The organism is Castellaniella sp., assembly GCF_034675905.1.
Classification (GTDB): Bacteria; Pseudomonadota; Gammaproteobacteria; order Burkholderiales; family Burkholderiaceae_B; genus Castellaniella.
The window spans coordinates 485,772-506,680 of record NZ_JAUCCV010000010.1 but is presented as its reverse complement, the minus strand read 5'-3'; the positions used below and the strand labels follow the sequence as shown (position 1 = coordinate 506,680).

Sequence of the window (20,909 nt, the reverse complement as noted above, 5' to 3'; positions counted from 1 at the left end):
CCGATAGGCCGATGAAGTGTCCGTTCTGCAGCTGTTCCGATACGCAGGTTGTGGATTCGCGGGTTTCCGAGGAAGGCGACACGATTCGCCGCCGTCGGCGCTGCACGGCCTGTGACCGGCGCTTCACGACCTACGAACGGGTCGATCTGATGATGCCCGCCGTGGTGAAACGCAATGGCACGCGCACGGATTTTGATCCGACAAAGCTGCGGTCCAGCATGGCCCTGGCTTTGCGCAAACGCCCTGTCAGCGCGCCGGCGCTGGATGCGGCAGTCGTTCGCATTCAGGAACGCCTGCTGACCAGCGGCAAGCGCGAGGTCTCCTCCGGTCATGTGGGTGAATTGGTCATGGCCGAATTGCGTCAACTGGATCAGGTGGCGTATGTCCGCTTTGCATCCGTGTATCGCAGCTTCGAGGACATCCGCGAATTCGTGCATGCCATCGATGAGTTCCGCGCTTCTGATGATGAGCACTCCTGACGTCGTTTCTCAGTCCACCGAAGACCACCGCTGGATGCGGCGGGCGCTGGCGGTGGCGGAACAATCCTTGTATCTCAGCAATCCGAATCCGCGCGTCGGCTGCGTGCTGGTGCGCGATGGCCGCTGGCTGGCGGAAGGCAGCACCCAGATGGCTGGCGGACGGCATGCAGAGGCCCAGGCTCTGTGGTTGGCCGATCAGGAACAACAGGATGTCCAGGGGGCGACAGCCTATGTCACCCTGGAACCCTGCTGTCACCAGGGACGCACGCCGCCCTGCGCTGATGCCTTGATCGCCGCCGGCATTCGGCGAGTCGTGGTGGCTTTGCAGGACCCCAACCCCCAGGTGGCGGGGCAAGGCATCGCACGGCTACGAGCGGCAGGCATCGTCGTGGATGTCGGCTTGCTGGCGGAAAACGCCCTGGCGCAAAATCCCGGATTCTGCGCGCGCATGACGCGCGGCACGCCCTGGCTATGGCTGAAGTCCGCTTCGTCCTTCGATGGCCGCACGGCCTTGCCGGATGGACGGTCCCAATGGATCACCGGCGATGCCGCTCGTGCCGACGGGCATGGCTGGCGGGCGCGGGCTTGTGTGGTGATGACCGGCATCGGTACTGTGTTGGCCGATAATCCGCTGTTGGATGTGCGGGCGGTGCCGACGCCCCGGCAGCCTGTCCGGGCGGTGTTGGATACGCAGTTCGTGATTTCAGAACGGGCGCAGCTGTTCAATGGCGACCCGGTATGGATCTTTACCACGCGGGCGGATGCCGACAAAGCAGCCCGCCTGTCCAGCCGCAATGTGCGCGTCATCAGGCTGCCGTCGGGCGATGATGGCACGCTGGACCTGAATGCCTTGCTAAGCTGGCTGGGCGCCCATGATGTCAATGAGGTTCACGTCGAGGCAGGTGCCCGGCTGCAGGGGGCGTTGGTAGCGGGCGGTCATGTGGATGAATGGGTGGCGTATGTCGCTCCCAGCATCGTCGGGGACGGACAGGGCTTGGCTGCCTTGCCGGCGCCCATCCCCGCCTTGGACCAAGCCTACCGCTTTGAATTTCTGGATACGCTGCAGTTGGGGGCGGATATGCGGCTGCGTCTGCGGCATGCGGGTCATTGGCAGGCCTTGCGTGCGGCATGCGGCTTGCCGGCCTGAACTCGGATCGGGGTCATCTGCCCTGATGGGCAGGCATCGGCGTTGGACGACGCCGGCATTTTTGATGGATGGAAAACTCATGTTTACAGGAATCGTGGCGGCGGTCGGCCGCATCACCGAGGTACGACCCTTGGGTGATCAGGATGACGCCGGGGTGCGGCTGGTGATTGCGGCGGGCGATCTGCCTCTGCAGGCGACCCGTCTGGGAGACTCCATCGCCATCCAGGGCGCCTGCATGACGGTGGTGGCTCTGCAGGAATCCGCGTTCGAAGTCGATGTCTCGCGGGAAAGCCTGGTGCGCACCTGCGGCCTGGATGGCGAGGGCGAGGTCAATCTGGAACACGCCATGAGATTGGGTGACAGCCTGGATGGGCACCTGGTGTCCGGTCACGTCGATGGGGTCGGGCAGGTGACGTGTTTCGACGCGGTGGGCGAGTCCACTGAGTTGCGCATCATCGCGCCTGCGCATCTATCCAAGTACCTGGCCTATAAAGGCTCCGTCACGGTCAATGGCGTCAGTCTGACCGTCAACCGGGTGGACGATCAGGAAGAAGGCACTGAAATTTCCATCAACCTGATCCCCCATACGGTGCAGGTGACGACCTTGCGCAATCTGCAGATCGGCTCCTCCGTCAATCTGGAGATCGACCTGATCGCCCGCTATGTCGAGCGCATGGTCGGCGCCATGGGCGCGGTTGTCGTGCCGGCGCCCAGCCTGGCCTGATGGCCTTGGCCATAAGGGGCTGCGCAGGGCGCCGGGTCCTGTTTTTTGACATTGACATTCATGCTAGAATGACGGACTTCGCTTGGCGGGTATTGTCGTCAAGCGTGCAGGACAGGTGGCCGAGCGGTTGAAGGCGCACGCCTGGAAAGCGTGTATACGTGAATAGCGTATCGGGGGTTCGAATCCCCCTCTGTCCGCCAGGAATTTCGAAAGCCCGCATGTCTCTGACATTGCGGGCTTTTTTGATGCTTACGATCTGGGGGCAATGCTCCACAGCGCCTGCTGCGGATGCTCGGCTTGATCGTAGTCCGGATCACCGGGGTAATGCCCCGCCGGGTCGGCCCAGACCACCTGAAAAGCCCGGGTCGATGCGCCGAATCGGCTGCTGGCCTGGGCGATCCGCTGCGTCAGCACGAAAGGGGTCGAGGCGTCGCGGATCAGAACCGGAATCCGTACGGCGCTGCCCGGCAACTGGCCGTCTGCCAGGCCGTCGGTTTGGTGACGGCCGTAGGCTACAACGTCGGAAATGACATCCATCGCCAGCGTGTGGTCCAGCGTGCCGGTGATGATCAGCTCAGGCTGCCCGGATCGGGCCAGGCCGATGGTGTGAATGAACCACGTGGCCGGATCCATGTCGTCGTCGGCGACGATCAGATGGGTGTAATCGTGCCATTTCAGCTTGTCTTCCAGAAAACCCTGCAGCTTGCTGCGGTCTCTGTCCTGTTCCGATGTCGCCACGTGCGCCTGCCTGATCCTGATTGCTGACAGACGGAATTATCAGTCCATTCCGGGAACGGTGTTGGAGAAGCCGCAGTCCACGTGCAGGATTTCGCCGGTGATGCCCGCAGCCAGATCCGACAGCAGGAAGGATGCGGCATTGCCCACGTCTTCGATGGTCACGTTGCGGCCCAGCGGCGATTGCGATTCCACGTATTTCAGCATGTTGGAAAAGTCACGGATGCCGCTGGCGGCCAGGGTTTTGATCGGGCCGGCGGAAATGCCGTTGGCGCGCAGGCCTTTTTTGCCCAGGGATTTGGCCAGGTAGCGTACGCTGGCTTCCAGGGATGCCTTGGCCAGGCCCATCATGTTGTAGTTGGGGATGGCTTTTTCGGCGCCCAGGTAGGTCAGGGTCAGCACGGACCCGTTGCGGCCTTCCAGCAGGGGCAGGGCGGCTTTGGCCAGGGCGGGGAAGCTGTAGGCCGAAATGTCATGGGCGATGCGGAAATTTTCGCGCGTCATGCCGTCTAGAAAATCGCCTTCCAGGGCGTCGCGCGGCGCAAATCCGATGGAATGCACCAAGCCGTCCAGGCCGTCCCAGCGTTCGCGCAACGCGGCAAAGGCGGCATTGATCTGGGCGTCGTCACCGACGTCGCAGGGGATGACGATGTCGCTGCCGAGGTCTTTGGCGAAACCGCGCACCCGCTCTTCGAAGCGCTCGCCGACGTAGGTCAGGGCCAGTTCGGCGCCTTGGGCGCGGCAGGCATGCGCAATGCCGTAGGCGATGGATCGATTCGAGAGCACGCCGGTGATGAGAATGCGTTTGCCGTTCAGAAAGCCCATGATGTGTTGTTCCTGTGAGTGAGTTTTAGCCTTGTACATCCGTGCCGGGTACGCGCAGGCGTTGTCCGGTGGACAGGGATGAATTCTTGAGATTGTTCAGCTTGCGCAGAGCATCTACCGAGGTGTTGTAGCGTCGCGCCAGAGAATACAAGGTGTCGCCCTTGCGGATGGTATGCGTGCGGATGCTGGGCGCCTGGGCCAGACGCGCGGGGCGTGCCCGCTTGGCGGAGCTGGTGTCGGCGGTCTGCGAAGCAGGCGCCGGGGCTGCCGCCTGGAGACTGGTGCGCGGCTCTCGCCGTCGGGGCTGTAAGACGCCAGTCGGATGCCGGCCTGGTCTTCGGCGGCGACCGGGATCAGCAGGGCGGCGCTGGTCGCCCGCGTTTGCCGGGATTGCAGATTATTGGCCTGGCGCAGCTGGTCCAGGCTGATGCCGTAGGATTTTGCGATGGCGGCCAACGACTGGCCGCGTGTCGGCTGCATGACCTGCCAGGATGACAGCTGGCCGGTGTAGGTCCGGAGGTTGTCATTGAAGACATCGACCTTGTCCAGCGGCAGGTGCAGCGCCGGATTGTGTTTCGCCAGGATGACCGGCCGGTTGTAGGCGGGGTTCAGGGCGCGGAAGTCTTCAATGGGCATTTCGGCCAGGGCGGCCGCCACGGCGATGTCCATGTCGCGGGATTTATGGACAGTCGTGAAATACGGGCTGTTGCTGACGTTGGGCAGGGTGATGCCGTACTTGTCCGGACGCGCGATGATGTTCTTGATGGCCTGCAGCTTGGGGACGTAGTTGCGCGTTTCATCGGGCATGTCCAGCTGGGCGTAGATCGGCTGCTTGTCGTTGTTGACCGCCTTGTCCATGGCGCGTTTGACGGCGCCTTCGCCCCAGTTATAGGACGCCAGCGCCAGGTACCAGTCGCCCTGGAAATCGTACAGATAGCTGAGGTAGTCCAGCGCAGCCTGGGTGGATGCCACCGGGTCGCGACGCTGGTCGCGCCACCAGTCCTGCTGCAGCTTGTAGTGCAGGCCAGTGCTGGGAATGAACTGCCATAGCCCGGATGCCTGGGACCGCGACAGGGCGTTGGGGTTGTAGGCGGATTCGACGAAGGGCAGCAGGGCCAGTTCGGTGGGCAGGCCGCGGCGGTTCAATTCGTCGACGATGTAGTACAGGTATTTGCCGGCGCGCTGGCTCATGAGCAGGACGGACTGCGGATGGCTGGCGTAGTAGTCGGTCCAGTAGTCGACGCGTTCGCTGCGCAGATTGGGGATGGAAAAGCCGCGCCGGATGCGGTCCCACATGTCGCGGGGCGGGTGGGTCAGATCGACGGTGCGGGACGTGTCTTCCGCCACATAGGCCTGGCGTTGGTCGGCGGGGGTGCGGTGGGTGGCGCAGCCGGCCAGCAGGACCAGCATCAGCGGCAGCATCAATCGCAGGATTTTCATGGGCGGATCATTTGAAATTGTTCTTCCATTCGCGCAGGCATGCAAACACCGCCTGGGGCGTGCTCAGCAGCGCGGCGGCATGTTGGTTGGCCGCCGCTTGGACATCTGGATGGCTGGTGCGCAGAAACGGATTGGTCTGCAGTTCCAGGCCCAGCCGTGACGGGACGGTCGGCAGGCCCTGGGCACGCAGCCGTGCCGTATCCTGAGCGCGCGCCTGCAGTGTTGCATTGGCCGGTTCGACCTGCAGGGCCCAACGGATATTGGCCGCCGTATATTCGTGCGCACAGCACACCAGCGTATCGGGCGGCAAACACCCGATTTTACCCAAGGAATCGAGCATTTGGGCAGGGGTGCCCTCGAATAGCCTCCCGCAGCCGGCGGCAAACAGCGTATCGCCGCAGAAAATGGCGGTTTGATCGGCGTCCAGTCGTCCTGCGTAGGCGATGTGCCCGGCGGTGTGGCCGGGGATGTCCAGTATCTGGAACTGCAGCCCGGCGCCGGGCAGATCGACGATATCGCCTTCTTCCAGGCGGACATCGCAGATCGGGATGTTTTCATGCCGCGGCCCATAGACGCGGGCACCGGTTCGCTGGTGTAATGCCTGCACGCCGCCGACGTGGTCGTGGTGGTGGTGGGTGATCAGGATGGCTTCCAGGATCAGTCCGTGCGTCAGATGGGCCAGTACCGGTGCTGCCTCGCCGGGATCGACCACGATGGCGTGGCCGTTTCTCTGTACCATCCAGATGTAGTTGTCGGATAGGGCGGGAATGGGCGTCAGCAAGGCCGGCGCATCTAGGGTCGGGGCGACGAAATTCATGATGAAGGGGTCAGAGTGGCACCGCAACGCGCAATGCCGATCGAATTGGCGGAATGGCTGGAAACCCCGGTCGGGCAGTACGTGCGCGCCTGGGAACAGCGGCAGGTCGATGCAATGGTCGGCAATGCCTTTGGTTATCATGCCATACAAATCGGCCTGCCGCATTGGGATCTGTTGCAGGCCAATCGCATTCCCCACAAGGTCTGGGCGCACAGCCCCAGCGCCCCTTTTGGCACACGTGCCGGTCGGCTGATCTGCGAACCGGAACAATTGCCCTTCGATACCCAGAGCGTCGATCTGATGGTCATGCCGCATACCCTGGAATGGTGCGCCGATCCCCACCAGGTGCTGCGCGAGGTCGAACGCGTCCTGATGCCCGAAGGGCGGGTGGTGATGACGGGCTTCAATCCCTATAGCCTGTGGGGTTTGCAGGAATCCCTGCCCGGCCTGGCCTTGCAATTGCCGATCCCGGTGCCGTCCCAGGTGTCGCCGGCACGGCTGAAGGATTGGTTCAAGCTGTTATCCTTCGAGCTCGATCGCGGCCGTTTCGGCTGTTATGTGCCGCTGTGCGCGACATCGACCTGGCTGCAGCGCTGGCATTTCATGGAACATGCGGGCGACCGCTGGTGGCCTGCGGGCGGGGCGGTTTATGCCATCGCCGCCGTGAAACGGGTATCCAGCCTGCGCTTGATTGGTCCCGCCTGGCGCAAGGGCCGTCGGCGCCGGATACGGCGCGGTGCAGTGGCGCCTGTCGCCAACCAAGTGAACGATGTCCGCAGCTGAAGCGGTTGGAAAGCATTCAAGTAGGAAGAACAGATGGCGGAACCACAGGTGGATATCTGGACGGACGGGGCCTGCAAAGGCAATCCGGGTCCGGGGGGGTGGGGCGCCTTGCTGCGCCAGGGATCGCATGAAAAGACCCTGTATGGCGGCGAGGCCCTGACCACCAATAACCGGATGGAACTGATGGCCGTCATCCAGGCGCTGCAGGCGCTGAAGCGCCGCTGCGTGGTGACGGTGCATACGGATTCCGTCTATGTGCAAAAAGGCATGACGCAATGGCTGCCCAACTGGAAACAGCGGGGGTGGCGGACCGCCGACAAGAAGCCGGTGAAAAACGCCGATCTGTGGCAGGACCTGGACGCGTTAGCAGGGCAGCATGAACTACACTGGCGCTGGGTCAAGGGCCATGCGGGCGACCCCGGCAACGAACGCGCCGATGCCCTGGCCAATCAGGGCGTGGAAACACTGGCCCGCAGCAACTGATACTCGATCACTATGCGTCAAATCGTCCTGGATACTGAAACCACTGGCCTGGAACCTGAGCAGGGGCATCGCGTGGTCGAACTGGCCTGTGTGGAAATCGTCAACCGCCAAGTGACGGATCACCACCTGCATCTGTACCTGAACCCGGACCGCGACAGCGACCCCGAGGCTTTGCAGGTTCATGGCCTGACCACGGAATTCCTGTCCGGTCATCCGCGTTTTCCTGAAATCGCCCAGCAGCTGGTCGATTTCGTGCGCGATGCCGAGGTCATCATCCACAATGCGGCGTTTGACGTGAAGTTCCTGAATGCGGAACTCAAGCGGGCCGGGCTGCCGGTGTTTACCGAGCTGTGCGGCAAAATCACCGATTCCCTGATGGTGGCCCGCGAGATGTTCCCCGGCAAGCGCAACAATCTGGATGCGCTGTGTGATCGTTTCGGGATTTCCAACGCGCATCGCACCCTGCACGGCGCTTTGCTGGACTCGGAATTGCTGGGAGAAGTCTGGCTGGCCATGACGCGCGGCCAAAATTCCCTGCTGGGGGGCGATGATGAGGCGGGGCGGCGTTCTGGCGCCGGGGCCGCCGGCGCATTGGACCGCTTCGATGCATCCGGCTTGCCGGTCATTCAGCTTGGCGAGCAGGACCGACAAGCCCACGAAGCCTACCTGGACGGATTGGACAAGGCCGCCGGCGGACGCAGCTTATGGCGTGAGATCGAGGCGCCCGCCGTGGCGGGAGAGGATCCGCTCCACTGATGCTGGCAGGCCTTCGGCAAGGCTGGTTGATTTCATGTACAATTTCGGTCTTTCCAATCGGCTGTCCTGGCGCTTCCTGCGCTGATTCTGACAGCATCCCGATTGGGCGGTTAGCTCAGTGGTAGAGCACTGCCTTCACACGGCAGGGGTCACAAGTTCGAACCTTGTACCGCCCACCATTTAAATCCCCATAAAATCAATAAGTTCGGCTCTACCCCATTAACGGGGGATGGGCATTCATCAGACCCGGTTGATGACACCGTTCCAACCGCATTGAGCCAAGACTCTCATGCGGTAATTCTCAAAATTTCTGAAGCCATAGGCTCTGCGCGAGAGCATCTCCATTTTCGTATGGAATCCTTCGGTGATTCCATTGGACTTGGAGAAGCGCCACATGCGTACGATGGGCTCCAGCCACGATGTTAGCGTAGTAGCCAGCGCCCTGGCGGGGCTTTGCTCGAACTGACGGATCAGCGCCAGGAACTTGGGCAGCATCTTCCTGGCCCGCTTGGCTTTCAGAGCTTTAAGCACTAGAAAACCGTTGAGCTGCTGCTTGGCGAAGTACAGCGCCTGCAGCACGGGTGTTTGGGCCAAATACCGGTGTAGCCGCTCCTTCTGCACGGCGGACAACTTCCAGTGATGGCGGCGCATCAGGCTGAGCAGGCCCCGGTTCTTGCGACCTTCGGGATCGTGCTGCTGCCAGAGCTTGAGGAAATGCTGATTGACCAGGCGCACGACATGGAAGCGGTCGGCCACGATCAGGGCATTGGGGAAGTATTGCTGGGCGATCCGCCGGTAGGTCTCGGACAGATCCATGACGATGACTCGCACGTGCTCCTTGCCCGGCAGGCGCTTGAGGTAGCTGCGCAGGCTGGCTTCCGAGCGTCCCAGCACGACATCGAACACCTTGTGGTTCTTCAGATCGACGAGCGTGGTGGCGTAGCCCTTCTTGCGGGTGAAGAAGTGCTCATCGATGCCTAGCACCTGGGGGCAGGACCTGCCCGAGAGTTCGGAGACGCGCTGCTTCACAAACGACTGATACCAGCGCTCGACGGTGGCGCTGGCGATCTGGTGGGTGAGGGTGAGCTTGCGCTGACTGACGCCCCCGTCATGAGCCTCGAAGACCTCCAGGCGGTAGGCCTCGGTGGCCCGTCGCCGGGGACGGATGCCGGGGAACTGCTGGCGAAAGTAGCGATTGCAGTCGGTGCAATGGTACTTGGGCACCGTCAGGTGCAGGACCATGAGCTGATTGCCCTGGCGGGTGTGCTTGAGCGTGCGGTGGTGGGTGGCCTTGATGCGTACCTGGTCGCCCGCGCAGCGAGGGCAGCTTGCCCGTTTGTTGGGTTTGGCCCAGACATGGATGTCTTCGTGACGCTGGACCGCTTGTACCACCAGACCCTGGATGCCTAGGATAGAATCGATTGGGGACATCGGCATTGCTCCATTAAACGTGTTCTTCGCAAAAACAAGTCTAATGAATGCGGGTGTCCCCCGTTAATGATGTAGAGCCGATTTCTGTACGCAACAAGTACGCAAAACGAGCACGTGCATGCGTGGTCTGGTCAATACAGGCCGTGCTTTGTCATGGATCTGGTCTGTTTGCTCTATTCGTTGATCTTGGTCCGGGATGAGCTCCGTGGCACTGACTAGAACGGTAATTCCAACTGAGATTGACTTACTTGCAGGCGAACTTGCCCCCAAACGGTGGCCTTATCGCGGTCCAACTCGACTGTCAAAACGAGTGGGGTTTTTCCAGTACGTGGCATCGGCATGTCGAAGGCTAAGCGCTGCTCAAGCTTGCGCAGAGGAGCGACATCGATCTTGAACGTAAACAGCTTCTCCACGGTTCCGTCTGCGTGGCGCATGTCGGGCCGTCGATACGGCGATTTCGTTGGCATTGCCATGGGATCAGAAATGACTGGGGGCGCTTGGCTTCCAACCTCCTCTATCGCCAAATCCCCACCGGTCGTGATCGTCCTCGCGTTTGAGGACTTGCTGATTGATTGCGGTGTTGATGTTTTCAGCAGCATTAGGCCTTTCTCGAACCCCCCTCTCTTTTTTCGCTTCTTAAGTCTTTCTTGCTCCACAGCTCCAGGATCAACATTTAGTGCTGTCGCTAGCGCTAACAGCACCTCCTGCAAATCGGCGAGTTCCCCAAGCAATTCATTGCCGGTGTTTGCATCAAGGGCTTCGAACGCTTCCTCCACCAGCTTCTGGCGAAGGGCAGTAATCAGCGCATCTCCCTTTAGGGCTACGGAGTCGACGCGCTCACCGCGATCACGGATCATGTCAGGGATGCCATCTCTGACCAGCTTGTGAAATTCGACGACCTCTTCGCCAGCGCCGAAGAGGTCAACGCATTCGACGCGACAACCCTCACGGCTTAGTATGTAATAGGCATGGGAGAGAAGCCCTCCCGACAACTCGATGACAAAGCCAAGTCTTTTAGCGAGCTTAGCTAAATCAGTTGCGAAGCCAGCGTTACGGATCAATTCTGCGTCAACAGGCGCCATTACCACTCGTTCGATGGTCTGAGTGATGTCAGCGTCGGCTGCGGCTTGGAGATGCTCCCAATCCGCTGCGCTCCTAATGACAACGTCATGGGAGGAATGGCGCTTCCTGCGCGGAGCTGCTTTGGGACCACCTTCCAGTGTTGATACGCTATGGAACCATGGTAAAACACGATGTGGCGTCGCATTTCGATGATTGTCCACAAACCACATTACTGATATAGGCTGTTTGCACCGCTCTGCTATGCGGCGTGTACTTTGAGCGATCTCAAATATCCATTGTGTGCGCGTAATGCTGCGCGCCCAATCATGGTCTGTGTCTGGGGTTTGTGGGATCCAACGACCTTCTTCATCAGCCGCGACGAACGTGCCTTTGTACCGTAGGCGTTCACGTAGGCCGTAAGTCAAATTACTACCTAGGTCTGAGTTCCAGAGGTCCTGGGTGCCAGTATCAACCTCGAACGTGTCGTGGGAGTGCCAATATAGCCCTTCAGGGATGCCCCACAATGATTCGATACGGACCAAGGGGTTGCCTGGCTCCGCTCGCGCCCAAGCTGAGGCAACAGAAGGAATAAAGTGATGGGCGATCAGGCACAGTTGGGCATCAGCCAGTCCGCCTGCACGTATGCCTTGTGTGAACGTGTTTGTGAGCCAATCCTTTGCGTCAGCTAAAGAGCGTAGCTCATCACTGCGTGGCAACATCTCCTTCTTGTCTTTAGGGATGTTTTTACCGTCTGTTCGAATAATAAATGGACGCTGAGTTAACACACTGAGGTCGGACGCAAGTTCGTCGACGACTGTGCCATTCAGTAGCGCCCCGATGATCTCGGAGGAGTCCAGCACAAAGAAAGGAGGCATCTGATAGCCAAGATCAGCATACATCTTTGCATTATGCAGCTTGCTATATGCTGTGTGATCCTCCGGATCCGGAGCTCTAAATATCTGGAGTTTGTCCGTTTTCAGCTTAGGTATATATGTGGGTACGACGGACCGAGGATCAATGCCACCCATGATCGTTGCAATGTCTGCCTGAACCAGCCAGACTGATGTTTTGTCCCAGACCCATTCAAAATGCATGCGAACCGAGAATTGCATTGCCCATCCGCCCACGCGCTTAAGCACGATGCCTACGGCAGCTCGTGAGCCACATGCCAAACCGGTGGATGTGTCGGTCTTCTTACCGCTACGCCAGGTCCTTACTGCCACAGGCTCCGTTCTACCGGTCTCCCCGTTGATTGGCTCGAACTCGGCAATCCAGTCACGGGGCTCTCTGCTTAGACGACGCTCGTTCGACAGATGCCCCTTCTCGAAGACCGAGACGTTTTTCTGAACAACTAAATGTATTGTGCTAGCTCCTGCATGCGCGGTCTTCAAGAGCCGCTTCATCAGTGCTTTTGCACTAGGCCATGTCTCGTGTGCGACGCATCCCATTGACTCCAACTGACCGCGGACGTGCAGAGTCTCGGCGGCTCCGCTGGACCGGATAAATACCTCTGTTTGTTCGCTAACCCCGAGAGCACCCAGAATGTTATTGATCGCCTGTTCGATCTGGCTCTCGGTGGCGTGAGAAAGGCCAGGCGCAAAGCAAGCGGAGGATATAACGAAGAAGGGCGGAACCCATGAAGCGGGCATCGTGCACAGGCCAACTGCTTTCCAGCCGACCGCCTCCGGGCAAATCTCGGCAAGGAGGAGTGTCTGCTCCCCTTCTGGCGTGACAATCTTGAGCTGTTGAATCGGCGATGGTGGTGCAGTCTGAGAGCGCATCCTGTAGAGCTTCTTATTGTTGCCCATCAGGTTTTTCAGCAGTGTGACTCGATTTCGGTGCGCCACGCGTGCCGAAAATTACGTCAGCTATCTCCGTCATTTTAGCGAGAGCTTTGTCGCCAAAGTAGCCGGTTATAAAGCCCAATGAGAGGAAAGCTGGTGCCTTACTGGCACTTACTGTCAAGCCGAGGAATCCAGCGTCTGTCAGAGCTCCAATAATGAAAGCCAATGAACCGGCAAGCAGCGGGGACAAGACCCGCCAAAGGCATCGATCTTGGTTCCAGAAACCTTTGGCGACGACGTGATAGAGATACTTGATGCCGAACAGCGTTCCGCCCAGTACGCCGCCAAAAAAGAAGTAGCCATAACGTGAAAACGCGTGTCGGGTGCATACGTCACAACCAGTCCATTTAACTAACAGCCCGCTCCACACCAGGAACACCATCACAAGCGATCCCACTGAAATCGCAGCTACGGCTGCGGCTTCCTTCCTAATTTGGGCTCGTGCTTCTTTGGGGTAGCGAGATTTCCAGTCGAGGGCCAGCCGCCCGTCGGCTTCGTCGCGTGAAATGGGGTTGGGTACGCTCTGCGTGGCGTTAGTGTCCGCAGGTGGCGCGTTGGTCAGTGTTGCCCACTCCGCCTCGTTACCATTAGCAATACCAGCAGCGGGTACTGCTTGCCACAGCTCTGCGCGACCACTACCCTCTGATGCCATGGCGTGCGGACCCTATGTTGTCGTAGCGATGTAATGTGCGTGTGCCACTTCACCGATCCGCTGGGATGTCCGCTCGACCGTCTCAGTGAACGGAAACAAATGGTAATCTGACTGTCCGTCGAATCCCAGGTGTGAAGCCAAGATCTTGCGGAAAAACTGTGATTCCGGCTGACTCACTTGTGAAATGTAAGCGTCCTTCCAAAGCTTATCCACTGAGTCTGCCATCAGGAAGTACTCACTGCCAAGAGTCAGTGGCTCGACATCCTGTGCCGAGCCACGAATCCATGTTCGTGTCCGATCGTGACTAAAGGCACAGTCAACGAGAGAACTGGAAAACGGCACGAGATGAAGATGCGCGTGATCGGTGCCGCAACCGGTAAGGGAACCATGCCGCCTTACGCCGTGCTCGAAGGCAACGACAGGACCGTATGCCATCGACACCACGTTTGCAGCTTCTGACACAAAGTCACACAGAGCATCGCGACCATAGTCGTCTGATAAGTTCAGAGTGTGGTGTTTAGGGCACACCAGTGTCCACCCTTCGACGAACCCGCCGATGGATGCAATCGCAAAGTAGTCATCTGACTCCATCAAAATGCGGTCATGGCCAAGTTGGGCACCACCTGCACCAATACGACAAAAGCGGCACCCCAACCCGGGCAGTGCTGTCCGGATGTGGGTCATATCAGCCTCCAATAGCTACTTCGAGCATTTTACTACTTGGGACCCTAAGATCTAATTTTTGATCAAACGGAACGAGGGACTCTGAGGGCACTGGAGAAAAACAAGACTTCCTTGCCAGTTCTGGTTTCCCTTGCACTATGTAACAAGTTAAATCTACGCGTCTTGACACCGGTATACAGCTGTCGAATTTCTGGTACATCATCGTAGGACACAACCCACGGCCCTGCAATGTTGGCAACCGCGTTGCGTACCTTGGCGTGATCTTTTGGGCTATATGCGTTCATGTAAAGATCGGGCCCCTTCTTAAAGTAAGGAGGATCGAAGTAGATCAGCTTCTGACGCCGGTGTCGTCTTAGGCGAGCGAGGAACACTAGCGCATCGAGGTTGGACAGATGTATCCGTGAGCGATGATGACCGACGCGCTCTATGCGCGTTGTCAGATCATCTTTGTTAAAACGCGCGTCAAGCCTCCATTCGCCGCTTTGAGCCTTGCCGCCGATCATTCCGCCGTTCATGATACCTGAGTGGTTTGTCCTGTTGAGGAAAAAAGTGGCAAACCCCAGAGCAAAGGGATCAGCACACCTGCCAAGCCCGTAGATATCGCGCTGACGCACCCACTCACGAGGTGTGACCTCGACGGCCGCTACCGCGTCAACGAAGCGCTGGTTGTGTTCGAGAACGGCCCTCCAAAAAGAATAGATGGCGACGTCCAAGTCGTTCAAATATATCGTTCCAACCTGGTTCTGGAAGAGGAGGCTGAGGGCAAGGGATGCCCCGCCCGCATACGGTTCTGCGTAGTCAATCCCTTCCAGCTTGTTCGTAGCGAGTAGGCGATTGAAGAAGGGAGCAACTCGCCACTTTCCGCCGGGATATCTGAGAGGCGATGCCGTCTTCATTCTGCTTTTTGGTACCCGTGTTAGATGCACATCCGCGATAGCACGTTGCAAAGTTTACTCGAAGTCCAGCGTGCCGCTCCGGTGCAGTAGACCTATGCCTGCATGTAGGCCAAACGGTAATCTCCCCATAAAGGTGGTGAGATCAGAAGTAGAACTTTCTCATTGAGGAGTTCTACAGCATGAAGAAATCACGATTCACAGACAGCCAGATCCTGGACGCGATCAAACGAGTGGAGGCCGGCATCACGGTGCCTGAGATGTGCCGTGAACTGGGCATCAGCTCCGCGACGTTCTATAAGTGGCGCGCCAAGTACGGCGGCATGGATGTGCCGATGATGTCGCGGATGAAGGAGCTGGAGGCGGAGAACGCCCGGCTACGCAAGATGTACGTCGAAGAGAAGCTCAAGGCCGAGCTGCGCGCGGAGGCTCTCGAAAAAAAAGTGGTGAAGCCATCTCGCCGCCGCGAGATGGCTCAACGCGTCGTGCAGGAGCGAGGGGTATCGGTCAGGTTGGCCTGCGAGACGTTTGGCATCAGCCAGACGTGCTATCGCTATGAGTGCAAGCACAAGGCTGAAAACGACGAAATCGCCGACTGGCTGCCGCACCTGACGGGCAACCACCGCAACTGGGGATTTGGACTGTGCTACCGGTATCTGCGCAACGTGAAGGGATTCGGCTGGAACCACAAAAGGATCTACCGCATCTATCGGGAGTTGGAGCTGAACCTGCGGATCAAGCCGCGCAAACGCCTGGTGCGCCAGACTCCTGAGCCGCTGACAGTGCACGCTGCCATGAATCACGTCTGGTCGATGGACTTCATGCATGACCAGCTGGCCGATGGGCGTAGTATCCGGCTGCTCAACGTGATTGACGACTTCAACCGCGAAGCGCTGGGTCATTACACTGAATACCTAAGTTCAGCGATCGCAGAATGGGCTCGACGGTGGGGCATCAAGCTGGAATACATCCAGCCGGGCAAGCCGCAACAGAACGCCTACGTCGAGCGGTTCAATCGGACTGTGCGCTACGAGTGGCTGTCCCAATATCACTGGGAAGATCTGGATCAGGTCCAGCGCGCAGCGACAGAGTGGATGTGGTCCTACAATCACGAACGCCAAAATATGGCCTTGGGCGGCATCACCCCAAAACAGCGGTTGGCCATGGCCGCATAGCCTGCCTACTTCTGGCAATCGCTAAAAATGGGGGGATTACCACTCGACCACCATCGGTGGATAGTTGCGCTGTCTCCAACGCAAAATGGCCACACTGAATCGTGTGGCCATTTTTCCCGCTGGCGGCTGCCAGTGAGGCAGCCGCCTACAACATCACAGCGGATAGCTGTTGTCGTTGGACAGGTCCAGCGTGCCGTTCTTGCGGGCCTGATTCAATTGGGCCAGCACCTGGGCGCGGCTCAGCTGGCTATTGGCCTCAGCTTGGCGAGGATAATCGTTCTGATTGACAGAAGCGACCAGACCTTGCGATTGAGCCAAGCGCAGTTCGTTGACCACTTCAGCACGTGACTTGGTGCTGGGCGTCACGGTGCGCGGATACTGGTTATCCTCGACGTAGGTGATCAGGCCTTGGGCTTGAGCGGCGTGCAGTTCCTGGACGACTTCAGCGCGGGTCAGAGAGGCTTCGGGCTGAGCAGCCTGAGCAATGCCGGACACAGCCAGGCCAAGGGACAGAGCGGCAAGAGTAGCGGTCACTTTCATGATGGTTTCCTTCAATCGGTTGATAGGGAGAGCAGTTCGTTGCGGGTTTTCCGCGGTGCTTGATATGAACTGCTCTGATGGGGACCAGTATGGGCGGTTGTTGCGCTGCGATAAATAAGCGGAATTCGGAATCACTTTTCCATTTATACGGGTAATCCCTTAATCCCCTGTTCATCAAATCGGGGAATCAGCGCTTCGCGCGAGGGGTCTGGCTGCCGGCACTGGGAGCGGCCATGCCGGCTGATATGATTTCGATCATGGCTACACGGCTTGGCCAAGGGGAAACAGATGACAGTTTCAGTGCTGAGCGCCTGGCGGCGCCAATTCCTGGCGCATCGGATTGCCGCCGCAGGCTTGCTGGTGGCGCTGCTGGCGGTGTTCTGGTTATTGCTCAGCAGCGGTGTGGCGTCCTTTTCCGGCGACAATCGCGCGTATCTGGGATATGCGGCGCTGGGCGGCCTGGCCGGTTTCGGGGCGACGGCCTTGGGGGCGCTTGGGGCGCTGGTGCTGCGCCGGGTCGAGACCCGCACTCAGGATTGCATGCTGGGCTTTGCCGCCGGCATGATGCTCGCGGCGGCGTCGTTTTCGCTGATCTTGCCAGGGCTGGACGCGGCCCGCGATCTGCTGGACAGCGGCATGGGGGCGGCCTTGACGGTGGTGGTTGGCTTGGCGTTGGGTGTGCTGCTGATGCTGGGGCTGGATTACTTCACGCCTCATGCCCATGAGGGCTCTGGCGCGCATGGGCCGGCCGTCGAACGGGTCAGCGGGGTCTGGCTCTTTGTGCTGGCCATCATCTTGCATAACTTGCCCGAAGGCATGGCCATCGGGGTCGGTTTCGCTCAGGGTGACTTGTCGGTCGGCCTGCCCTTGACGATGGCGATCGCCATCCAGGATATCCCGGAAGGCCTGGCCGTGGCGCTGGCCCTGCGGGCGATCGGCCTGGGCATGGGGCCTGCTGTGGGCGTGGCGGTTGCCTCTGGATTGATGGAGCCTCTGGGCGCGCTGATCGGTGTCGGCATGGCCAGCGGTTTGCTGATCGCTTATCCCGTCAGTCTGGGGATTGCCGCGGGGGCCATGATTTTTGTGGTGTCTCACGAAGTGATCCCGGAAACCCACCGCAACGGCCACCAGACGGCGGCCACGGTAGGCCTGATGGCGGGGTTTGCCGTGATGATGTTTCTGGACACGGCGCTGGGCTGAGTCGAGCCTTTTTCACGCCGGCGATCTATACCAAGGTATATGGCTCGCTGCCTGTTCGGCGTTGGACGCGTGTTCTACACTTCTCCTGTTCCACAGACATGCATTTCCATCGTCTCTGGCCGCAGGCGCTTGGCGTGACCGTCCACCCTGCATATGACGGCCTGCACAGCAGGCGATCCGTTTCTATTTCCGATCTGACAGGAGGCATGCGCACCATGACCGACGACAGCGAATCAGATAGCGGCGATATAGAAGGCGATCCGGCGACAGACGCCGCACGCCATTGCCCGTCTCATCCTATTTCCAGTACCCATCGAGCCTGGGCTCGCCTTGGGCAGGAGACGCTTGCGCCTTAAGGTCTGCGTGCTCTCGCCCGGGTCGCCCGGGGCGGGAGCACACACATGAAGCAAGTCAACGAAGTATTGCTGCCGGGCCTGTCCGGTTTGCGCAGCACCCGGGCGCCGTCCACGGCGCCACAAAAAAACCGCGCCATGCCGATCGCCCGGCATGCCCAACTTTCCGTTCAGGAAAGTCTGGCTGCATTGCGCACGCAGGACGCGGGCCTGACGGATGCCGAAGTCGTCGCCCGCCGCGCCGTGGAAGGCTTGAACGAGGTGTCTCACGACAAACCCGCGCCGGCCTGGTTGCAGCTGTTATCCGCATTCCGCAATCCTTTCGTGATGGTGCTGCTGGGGCTGGCGGCGGTGTCGTATTGCACGGATGTTCTGTTTGCCGCGCCAGCGGACCGCGAATGGACCGGCATCGTCATCATGGTGACGATGGTAGCGATCAGCGGCTTGCTGCGCTTTGTCCAGGAATACCGATCCGGCCGCGCCGCCGAGAAGCTGAAGTCCATGGTGCGCAGCACGGCGACAGTGTTGCGCCGCGACCGCCAGGCCAGCGTGCCGGTGCGCTGCGAACTGCCCATGAGCGAGTTGGTGCCGGGCGATGTCATCAAGCTGCAGGCCGGCGATATGATTCCGGCGGATGTGCGCTTGCTGCACTCGCGCGACCTGTTCATCAGTCAGGCCATCCTGACCGGCGAGGCCTTGCCGGTCGAAAAATACGATACGCTGGGCAGCGTCAGCGCCAAACACGCAGAGGCGCAGTCGTGCGGGAGCACTGATCTGCTGGATCTGGCCGGCATTTGTTTCATGGGGACCAATGTGGTCAGCGGCACGGCGACCGCCGTGGTGGTCGCCACCGGACAGAACACGTATTTCGGTTCGCTGGCGCGTAACGTCGTGTCGGCCAAGCGGGTGGAAACCAGCTTTGACCGGGGCGTCAACAGCGTCTCGTGGCTGCTGATCAAGTTCATGCTGGTCATGGTGCCGGTCGTATTTTTGATCAATGGGCTGACCAAGGGCGACTGGGTGACGGCGCTGACGTTTGCGCTGGCGGTGGCGGTAGGCCTGACGCCGGAAATGCTTCCCATGGTCGTCTCGACCAATCTGGCAAAGGGCGCGGTCGCCATGGCGCGCCGCAAGGTGGTCGTCAAGCGCCTGAATTCCGTGCAGAATTTTGGCGCCATGGATGTGCTGTGCACCGACAAGACGGGCACATTGACGCAGGATCGCATCATCCTGGAACACCATTTCAACGTGGACGGCGAGGCTGACGAAGAGGTGCTGCGTCTGGGCTGGCTCAACAGCATCCATCAGAGCGGGCAGCGCAATCTGATGGATCGTGCGATCGTGGCTTGCGCGCAGGAAACGCGCGGTTGGGCCTCCGCCAGCGGTGAAAAGGTAGACGAAATCCCCTTCGACTTCGTCCGCCGCCGTCTATCGGTCGTAATCCGGGATGCCGCCGGAACGCTGCAGATGATCACCAAGGGCGCGGTCGAGGAAATGCTGGCGGCCAGCACCCGCATCGTCGCGGACGGGCATGAAATGCCGTTGGATGCGCCGATGCGCGAACGTCTGCTGCAGCGCGCCGAAGCCTACAACCGCGATGGTTTTCGCGTGCTGGTCGTCGCCGCGCGCCGCCTGCCCGAGAACGCCGGCACGCAGTTCAGCGCTGCCGACGAATGCGACCTGGTGGTGCGTGGTTTCCTGACCTTCCTGGACCCGCCCAAGGATTCCGCCTTGGCGGCCATCCGGGCGCTGAATGACTATGGTGTGACCGTCAAGGTGTTGACGGGCGACAACCCCATCGTCGCCGCCAAGGTCTGCCGTGACGTGGGCCTGGATGTGGGGGGGCAGGGCGATGCACGGCTGATGCTGGGCGCCGAGATCGAAGACATGGACGATGCGGCGCTGGGCCGTCGCGTCGAATCCGCCGTGTTGTTCGCCAAGCTCACGCCGCTGCAGAAATCCCGCGTGGTCAAGGCCTTGCAGGCCAATGGCCATACGGTGGGATTCCTGGGCGACGGCATCAACGACGCTCCCGCGCTGCGCGATGCCGACGTGGGTATTTCGGTGGATTCCGGCGCCGACATCGCCAAGGAAACGGCCGACATCGTGCTGCTGGAAAAGGATCTGATGGTGCTGGAGCAGGGCGTGATCAAAGGCCGCGAGACCTTCGGCAACATCCTCAAGTACCTGAACATGACGGCCAGCTCGAATTTCGGCAATGTGTTCTCGGTGCTGGTGGCATCGGCCTGGCTGCCGTGGGAACCCATGCTGGCCTTGCAGTTGCTGATCCAGAACCTGGTCTACGATATTTCTCAGCTGACGTTGCCCTGGGATCGCATGGATGACGAGTTCATGAAAAAGCCGCGCAAATGGGAGGCGGGCAACATCCGGCGGTTCATGCTGTGGCTGGGGCCGACGTCCTCGGTGTTCGACATCACCACCTACCTGTTGTTGTGGACCGTGTTTGGCGCGGGGGCTGCCTATGCGCTGCATGGCGGCGACGGCGGTCAGGCCATCATGAATTCCGGCTGGTTCATCGAGGGGCTGGTATCGCAGACCTTCGTGGTGCACATGCTGCGCACGCGGCGGATTCCGTTCCTGCAGAGCACGGCGTCGCTGCCGGTGCTGCTGTCGACCTTTGCCGCCATCGGGCTGGCGTGCTGGCTGCCCTTTTCGCCGCTGGCCGGCGCCATGGGTTTCGTCAGCCTGCCGCCGGTCTATTTCGCCTGGCTGGCATTGACCATCGCCGGCTACGTCGCCCTGACGCAGGTGGTGAAGACGGCCTATATCCGCCGGCATGGCAGCTGGTATTGATCCATCGGGATGCGCCGCCTCTACAATGGCGCTATCGGCCCGGCGCCGCGTCCTGACTCACCAGGGGCATCT

At 60.1% G+C, this 20,909-nt stretch carries 19 protein-coding genes and 2 tRNA genes; 11 read left to right on the top strand and 10 right to left on the bottom strand.

Translation table 11 applies throughout. From position 1 onward, the window contains the following. The first annotated feature begins 11 nt into the window (after positions 1–11). From nrdR to VDP79_RS12530, 4 genes are all read left to right on the top strand, one after another. Positions 12–479, top strand: coding sequence for a transcriptional regulator NrdR (nrdR, locus tag VDP79_RS12545; RefSeq protein WP_323018520.1), 468 nt, complete (start codon positions 12–14; stop codon positions 477–479). Next, positions 445–1,626: a bifunctional diaminohydroxyphosphoribosylaminopyrimidine deaminase/5-amino-6-(5-phosphoribosylamino)uracil reductase RibD gene (gene ribD / locus VDP79_RS12540; protein ID WP_323018519.1), complete on the top strand. Its 1,182-nt coding sequence runs from the start codon at positions 445–447 to the stop codon at positions 1,624–1,626. Before nrdR ends, ribD begins: the two co-directional genes overlap by 35 nt. 79 nt (positions 1,627–1,705) lie before the next feature. Then, positions 1,706–2,350: a riboflavin synthase gene (locus VDP79_RS12535; RefSeq protein ID WP_323018518.1), complete on the top strand. Its 645-nt coding sequence runs from the start codon at positions 1,706–1,708 to the stop codon at positions 2,348–2,350. A gap of 109 nt (positions 2,351–2,459) precedes the next feature. Next, a tRNA-Ser gene (locus VDP79_RS12530) sits at positions 2,460–2,550 on the top strand. A 49-nt stretch (positions 2,551–2,599) separates the two neighbouring features. On the opposite strand, the gene VDP79_RS12525 is transcribed toward VDP79_RS12530, so the two are convergent. The 4 genes from VDP79_RS12525 to gloB form a co-directional block, all read right to left on the bottom strand. Then, entirely contained in the window at positions 2,600–3,088 is a 489-nt protein-coding gene (locus VDP79_RS12525) for a DUF4262 domain-containing protein (protein ID WP_323018517.1), read from the bottom strand. A gap of 39 nt (positions 3,089–3,127) precedes the next feature. Beyond that, the gene (fabI, locus tag VDP79_RS12520; protein ID WP_323018516.1) at positions 3,128–3,910 is read right to left on the bottom strand and encodes an enoyl-ACP reductase FabI; all 783 of its coding nucleotides are present in this window, start codon (positions 3,908–3,910) and stop codon (positions 3,128–3,130) included. 114 nt (positions 3,911–4,024) lie between these two features. Then, complete coding sequence (locus tag VDP79_RS12510; protein WP_323018514.1) at positions 4,025–5,350, bottom strand: transglycosylase SLT domain-containing protein; 1,326 nt, start codon at positions 5,348–5,350, stop codon at positions 4,025–4,027. Between the two features lie 7 nt (positions 5,351–5,357). Then, positions 5,358–6,167 carry a hydroxyacylglutathione hydrolase gene (gene gloB, locus VDP79_RS12505; protein WP_323018513.1) on the bottom strand — a complete coding sequence of 270 codons (810 nt, stop codon included), beginning with the start codon at positions 6,165–6,167 and terminating at the stop codon, positions 5,358–5,360. Between the two features lie 15 nt (positions 6,168–6,182). On the opposite strand from gloB, the gene VDP79_RS12500 reads away from it, so the two are divergent. From VDP79_RS12500 to VDP79_RS12485, 4 genes are all read left to right on the top strand, one after another. Further along, on the top strand, positions 6,183–6,950 hold the full coding sequence (locus VDP79_RS12500) for a class I SAM-dependent methyltransferase (RefSeq protein WP_416233111.1): 768 nt from the start codon (positions 6,183–6,185) through the stop codon (positions 6,948–6,950). Positions 6,951–6,983: 33 nt separating this feature from the next. Then, on the top strand, positions 6,984–7,433 hold the full coding sequence (gene rnhA / locus VDP79_RS12495; protein WP_323018512.1) for a ribonuclease HI: 450 nt from the start codon (positions 6,984–6,986) through the stop codon (positions 7,431–7,433). 12 nt (positions 7,434–7,445) lie between these two features. Then, complete coding sequence (gene dnaQ / locus VDP79_RS12490; protein WP_323018511.1) at positions 7,446–8,189, top strand: DNA polymerase III subunit epsilon; 744 nt, start codon at positions 7,446–7,448, stop codon at positions 8,187–8,189. A gap of 104 nt (positions 8,190–8,293) precedes the next feature. Then, a tRNA-Val gene (locus VDP79_RS12485) sits at positions 8,294–8,368 on the top strand. Positions 8,369–8,429: 61 nt separating this feature from the next. Here VDP79_RS12485 and VDP79_RS12480 read toward each other — a convergent pair. The 5 genes from VDP79_RS12480 to VDP79_RS12460 all read right to left on the bottom strand — a co-directional run bounded on the left by VDP79_RS12480 (position 8,430) and on the right by VDP79_RS12460 (position 14,758). Then, positions 8,430–9,620 (bottom strand): ISL3 family transposase, encoded by a 1,191-nt coding sequence (locus VDP79_RS12480; protein WP_323016533.1) that lies wholly within the window; start codon positions 9,618–9,620, stop codon positions 8,430–8,432. 215 nt (positions 9,621–9,835) lie between these two features. Beyond that, positions 9,836–12,490, bottom strand: a complete 2,655-nt coding sequence (locus tag VDP79_RS12475) for a nucleoside triphosphate pyrophosphohydrolase (RefSeq protein ID WP_323018510.1) — start codon at positions 12,488–12,490, stop codon at positions 9,836–9,838. Continuing rightward, complete coding sequence (locus VDP79_RS12470) at positions 12,477–13,178, bottom strand: hypothetical protein (protein WP_323018509.1); 702 nt, start codon at positions 13,176–13,178, stop codon at positions 12,477–12,479. The genes VDP79_RS12475 and VDP79_RS12470 overlap by 14 nt, the downstream gene beginning before the upstream one ends. Positions 13,179–13,190: 12 nt before the next feature. Beyond that, on the bottom strand, positions 13,191–13,862 hold the full coding sequence (locus VDP79_RS12465) for an HIT family protein (protein WP_323018508.1): 672 nt from the start codon (positions 13,860–13,862) through the stop codon (positions 13,191–13,193). A 62-nt stretch (positions 13,863–13,924) separates the two neighbouring features. Continuing rightward, on the bottom strand, positions 13,925–14,758 hold the full coding sequence (locus VDP79_RS12460; protein ID WP_323018507.1) for a DNA adenine methylase: 834 nt from the start codon (positions 14,756–14,758) through the stop codon (positions 13,925–13,927). A gap of 179 nt (positions 14,759–14,937) precedes the next feature. Here VDP79_RS12460 and VDP79_RS12455 point away from each other — a divergent pair, with 179 nt between their 5' ends. Next, positions 14,938–15,930, top strand: coding sequence for an IS3 family transposase (locus VDP79_RS12455; protein WP_323018506.1), 993 nt, complete (start codon positions 14,938–14,940; stop codon positions 15,928–15,930). 153 nt (positions 15,931–16,083) lie between these two features. On the opposite strand, the gene VDP79_RS12450 is transcribed toward VDP79_RS12455, so the two are convergent. Beyond that, positions 16,084–16,470: a DUF4148 domain-containing protein gene (locus tag VDP79_RS12450; RefSeq protein WP_323018505.1), complete on the bottom strand. Its 387-nt coding sequence runs from the start codon at positions 16,468–16,470 to the stop codon at positions 16,084–16,086. A gap of 270 nt (positions 16,471–16,740) precedes the next feature. Here VDP79_RS12450 and VDP79_RS12445 point away from each other — a divergent pair, with 270 nt between their 5' ends. Beyond that, complete coding sequence (locus VDP79_RS12445; RefSeq protein ID WP_416233110.1) at positions 16,741–17,670, top strand: ZIP family metal transporter; 930 nt, start codon at positions 16,741–16,743, stop codon at positions 17,668–17,670. A 401-nt stretch (positions 17,671–18,071) separates the two neighbouring features. Continuing rightward, positions 18,072–20,837: a magnesium-translocating P-type ATPase gene (gene mgtA, locus VDP79_RS12440; RefSeq protein WP_323018503.1), complete on the top strand. Its 2,766-nt coding sequence runs from the start codon at positions 18,072–18,074 to the stop codon at positions 20,835–20,837. Positions 20,838–20,909: the final 72 nt, after the last annotated feature.

Excerpts from the sequence above, each read along its gene's own strand:
- VDP79_RS12470 (WP_323018509.1), bottom strand. The coding sequence starts at position 13,178 with ATGGCATCAGAGGGTAGTGGTCGCGCAGAGCTGTGGCAAGCAGTACCC.
- gloB (WP_323018513.1), bottom strand. The coding sequence starts at position 6,167 with ATGAATTTCGTCGCCCCGACCCTAGATGCGCCGGCCTTGCTGACGCCC.
- nrdR (WP_323018520.1), top strand. The coding sequence starts at position 12 with ATGAAGTGTCCGTTCTGCAGCTGTTCCGATACGCAGGTTGTGGATTCG.
- dnaQ (WP_323018511.1), top strand. The coding sequence starts at position 7,446 with ATGCGTCAAATCGTCCTGGATACTGAAACCACTGGCCTGGAACCTGAG.
- VDP79_RS12480 (WP_323016533.1), bottom strand. The coding sequence starts at position 9,620 with ATGTCCCCAATCGATTCTATCCTAGGCATCCAGGGTCTGGTGGTACAA.
- ribD (WP_323018519.1), top strand. The coding sequence starts at position 445 with ATGAGTTCCGCGCTTCTGATGATGAGCACTCCTGACGTCGTTTCTCAG.
- VDP79_RS12510 (WP_323018514.1), bottom strand. The coding sequence starts at position 5,350 with ATGAAAATCCTGCGATTGATGCTGCCGCTGATGCTGGTCCTGCTGGCC.
- VDP79_RS12475 (WP_323018510.1), bottom strand. The coding sequence starts at position 12,490 with ATGGGCAACAATAAGAAGCTCTACAGGATGCGCTCTCAGACTGCACCA.
- VDP79_RS12535 (WP_323018518.1), top strand. The coding sequence starts at position 1,706 with ATGTTTACAGGAATCGTGGCGGCGGTCGGCCGCATCACCGAGGTACGA.
- VDP79_RS12455 (WP_323018506.1), top strand. The coding sequence starts at position 14,938 with ATGAAGAAATCACGATTCACAGACAGCCAGATCCTGGACGCGATCAAA.
- VDP79_RS12465 (WP_323018508.1), bottom strand. The coding sequence starts at position 13,862 with ATGACCCACATCCGGACAGCACTGCCCGGGTTGGGGTGCCGCTTTTGT.
- rnhA (WP_323018512.1), top strand. The coding sequence starts at position 6,984 with ATGGCGGAACCACAGGTGGATATCTGGACGGACGGGGCCTGCAAAGGC.
- fabI (WP_323018516.1), bottom strand. The coding sequence starts at position 3,910 with ATGGGCTTTCTGAACGGCAAACGCATTCTCATCACCGGCGTGCTCTCG.
- mgtA (WP_323018503.1), top strand. The coding sequence starts at position 18,072 with ATGAAGCAAGTCAACGAAGTATTGCTGCCGGGCCTGTCCGGTTTGCGC.
- VDP79_RS12460 (WP_323018507.1), bottom strand. The coding sequence starts at position 14,758 with ATGAAGACGGCATCGCCTCTCAGATATCCCGGCGGAAAGTGGCGAGTT.
- VDP79_RS12450 (WP_323018505.1), bottom strand. The coding sequence starts at position 16,470 with ATGAAAGTGACCGCTACTCTTGCCGCTCTGTCCCTTGGCCTGGCTGTG.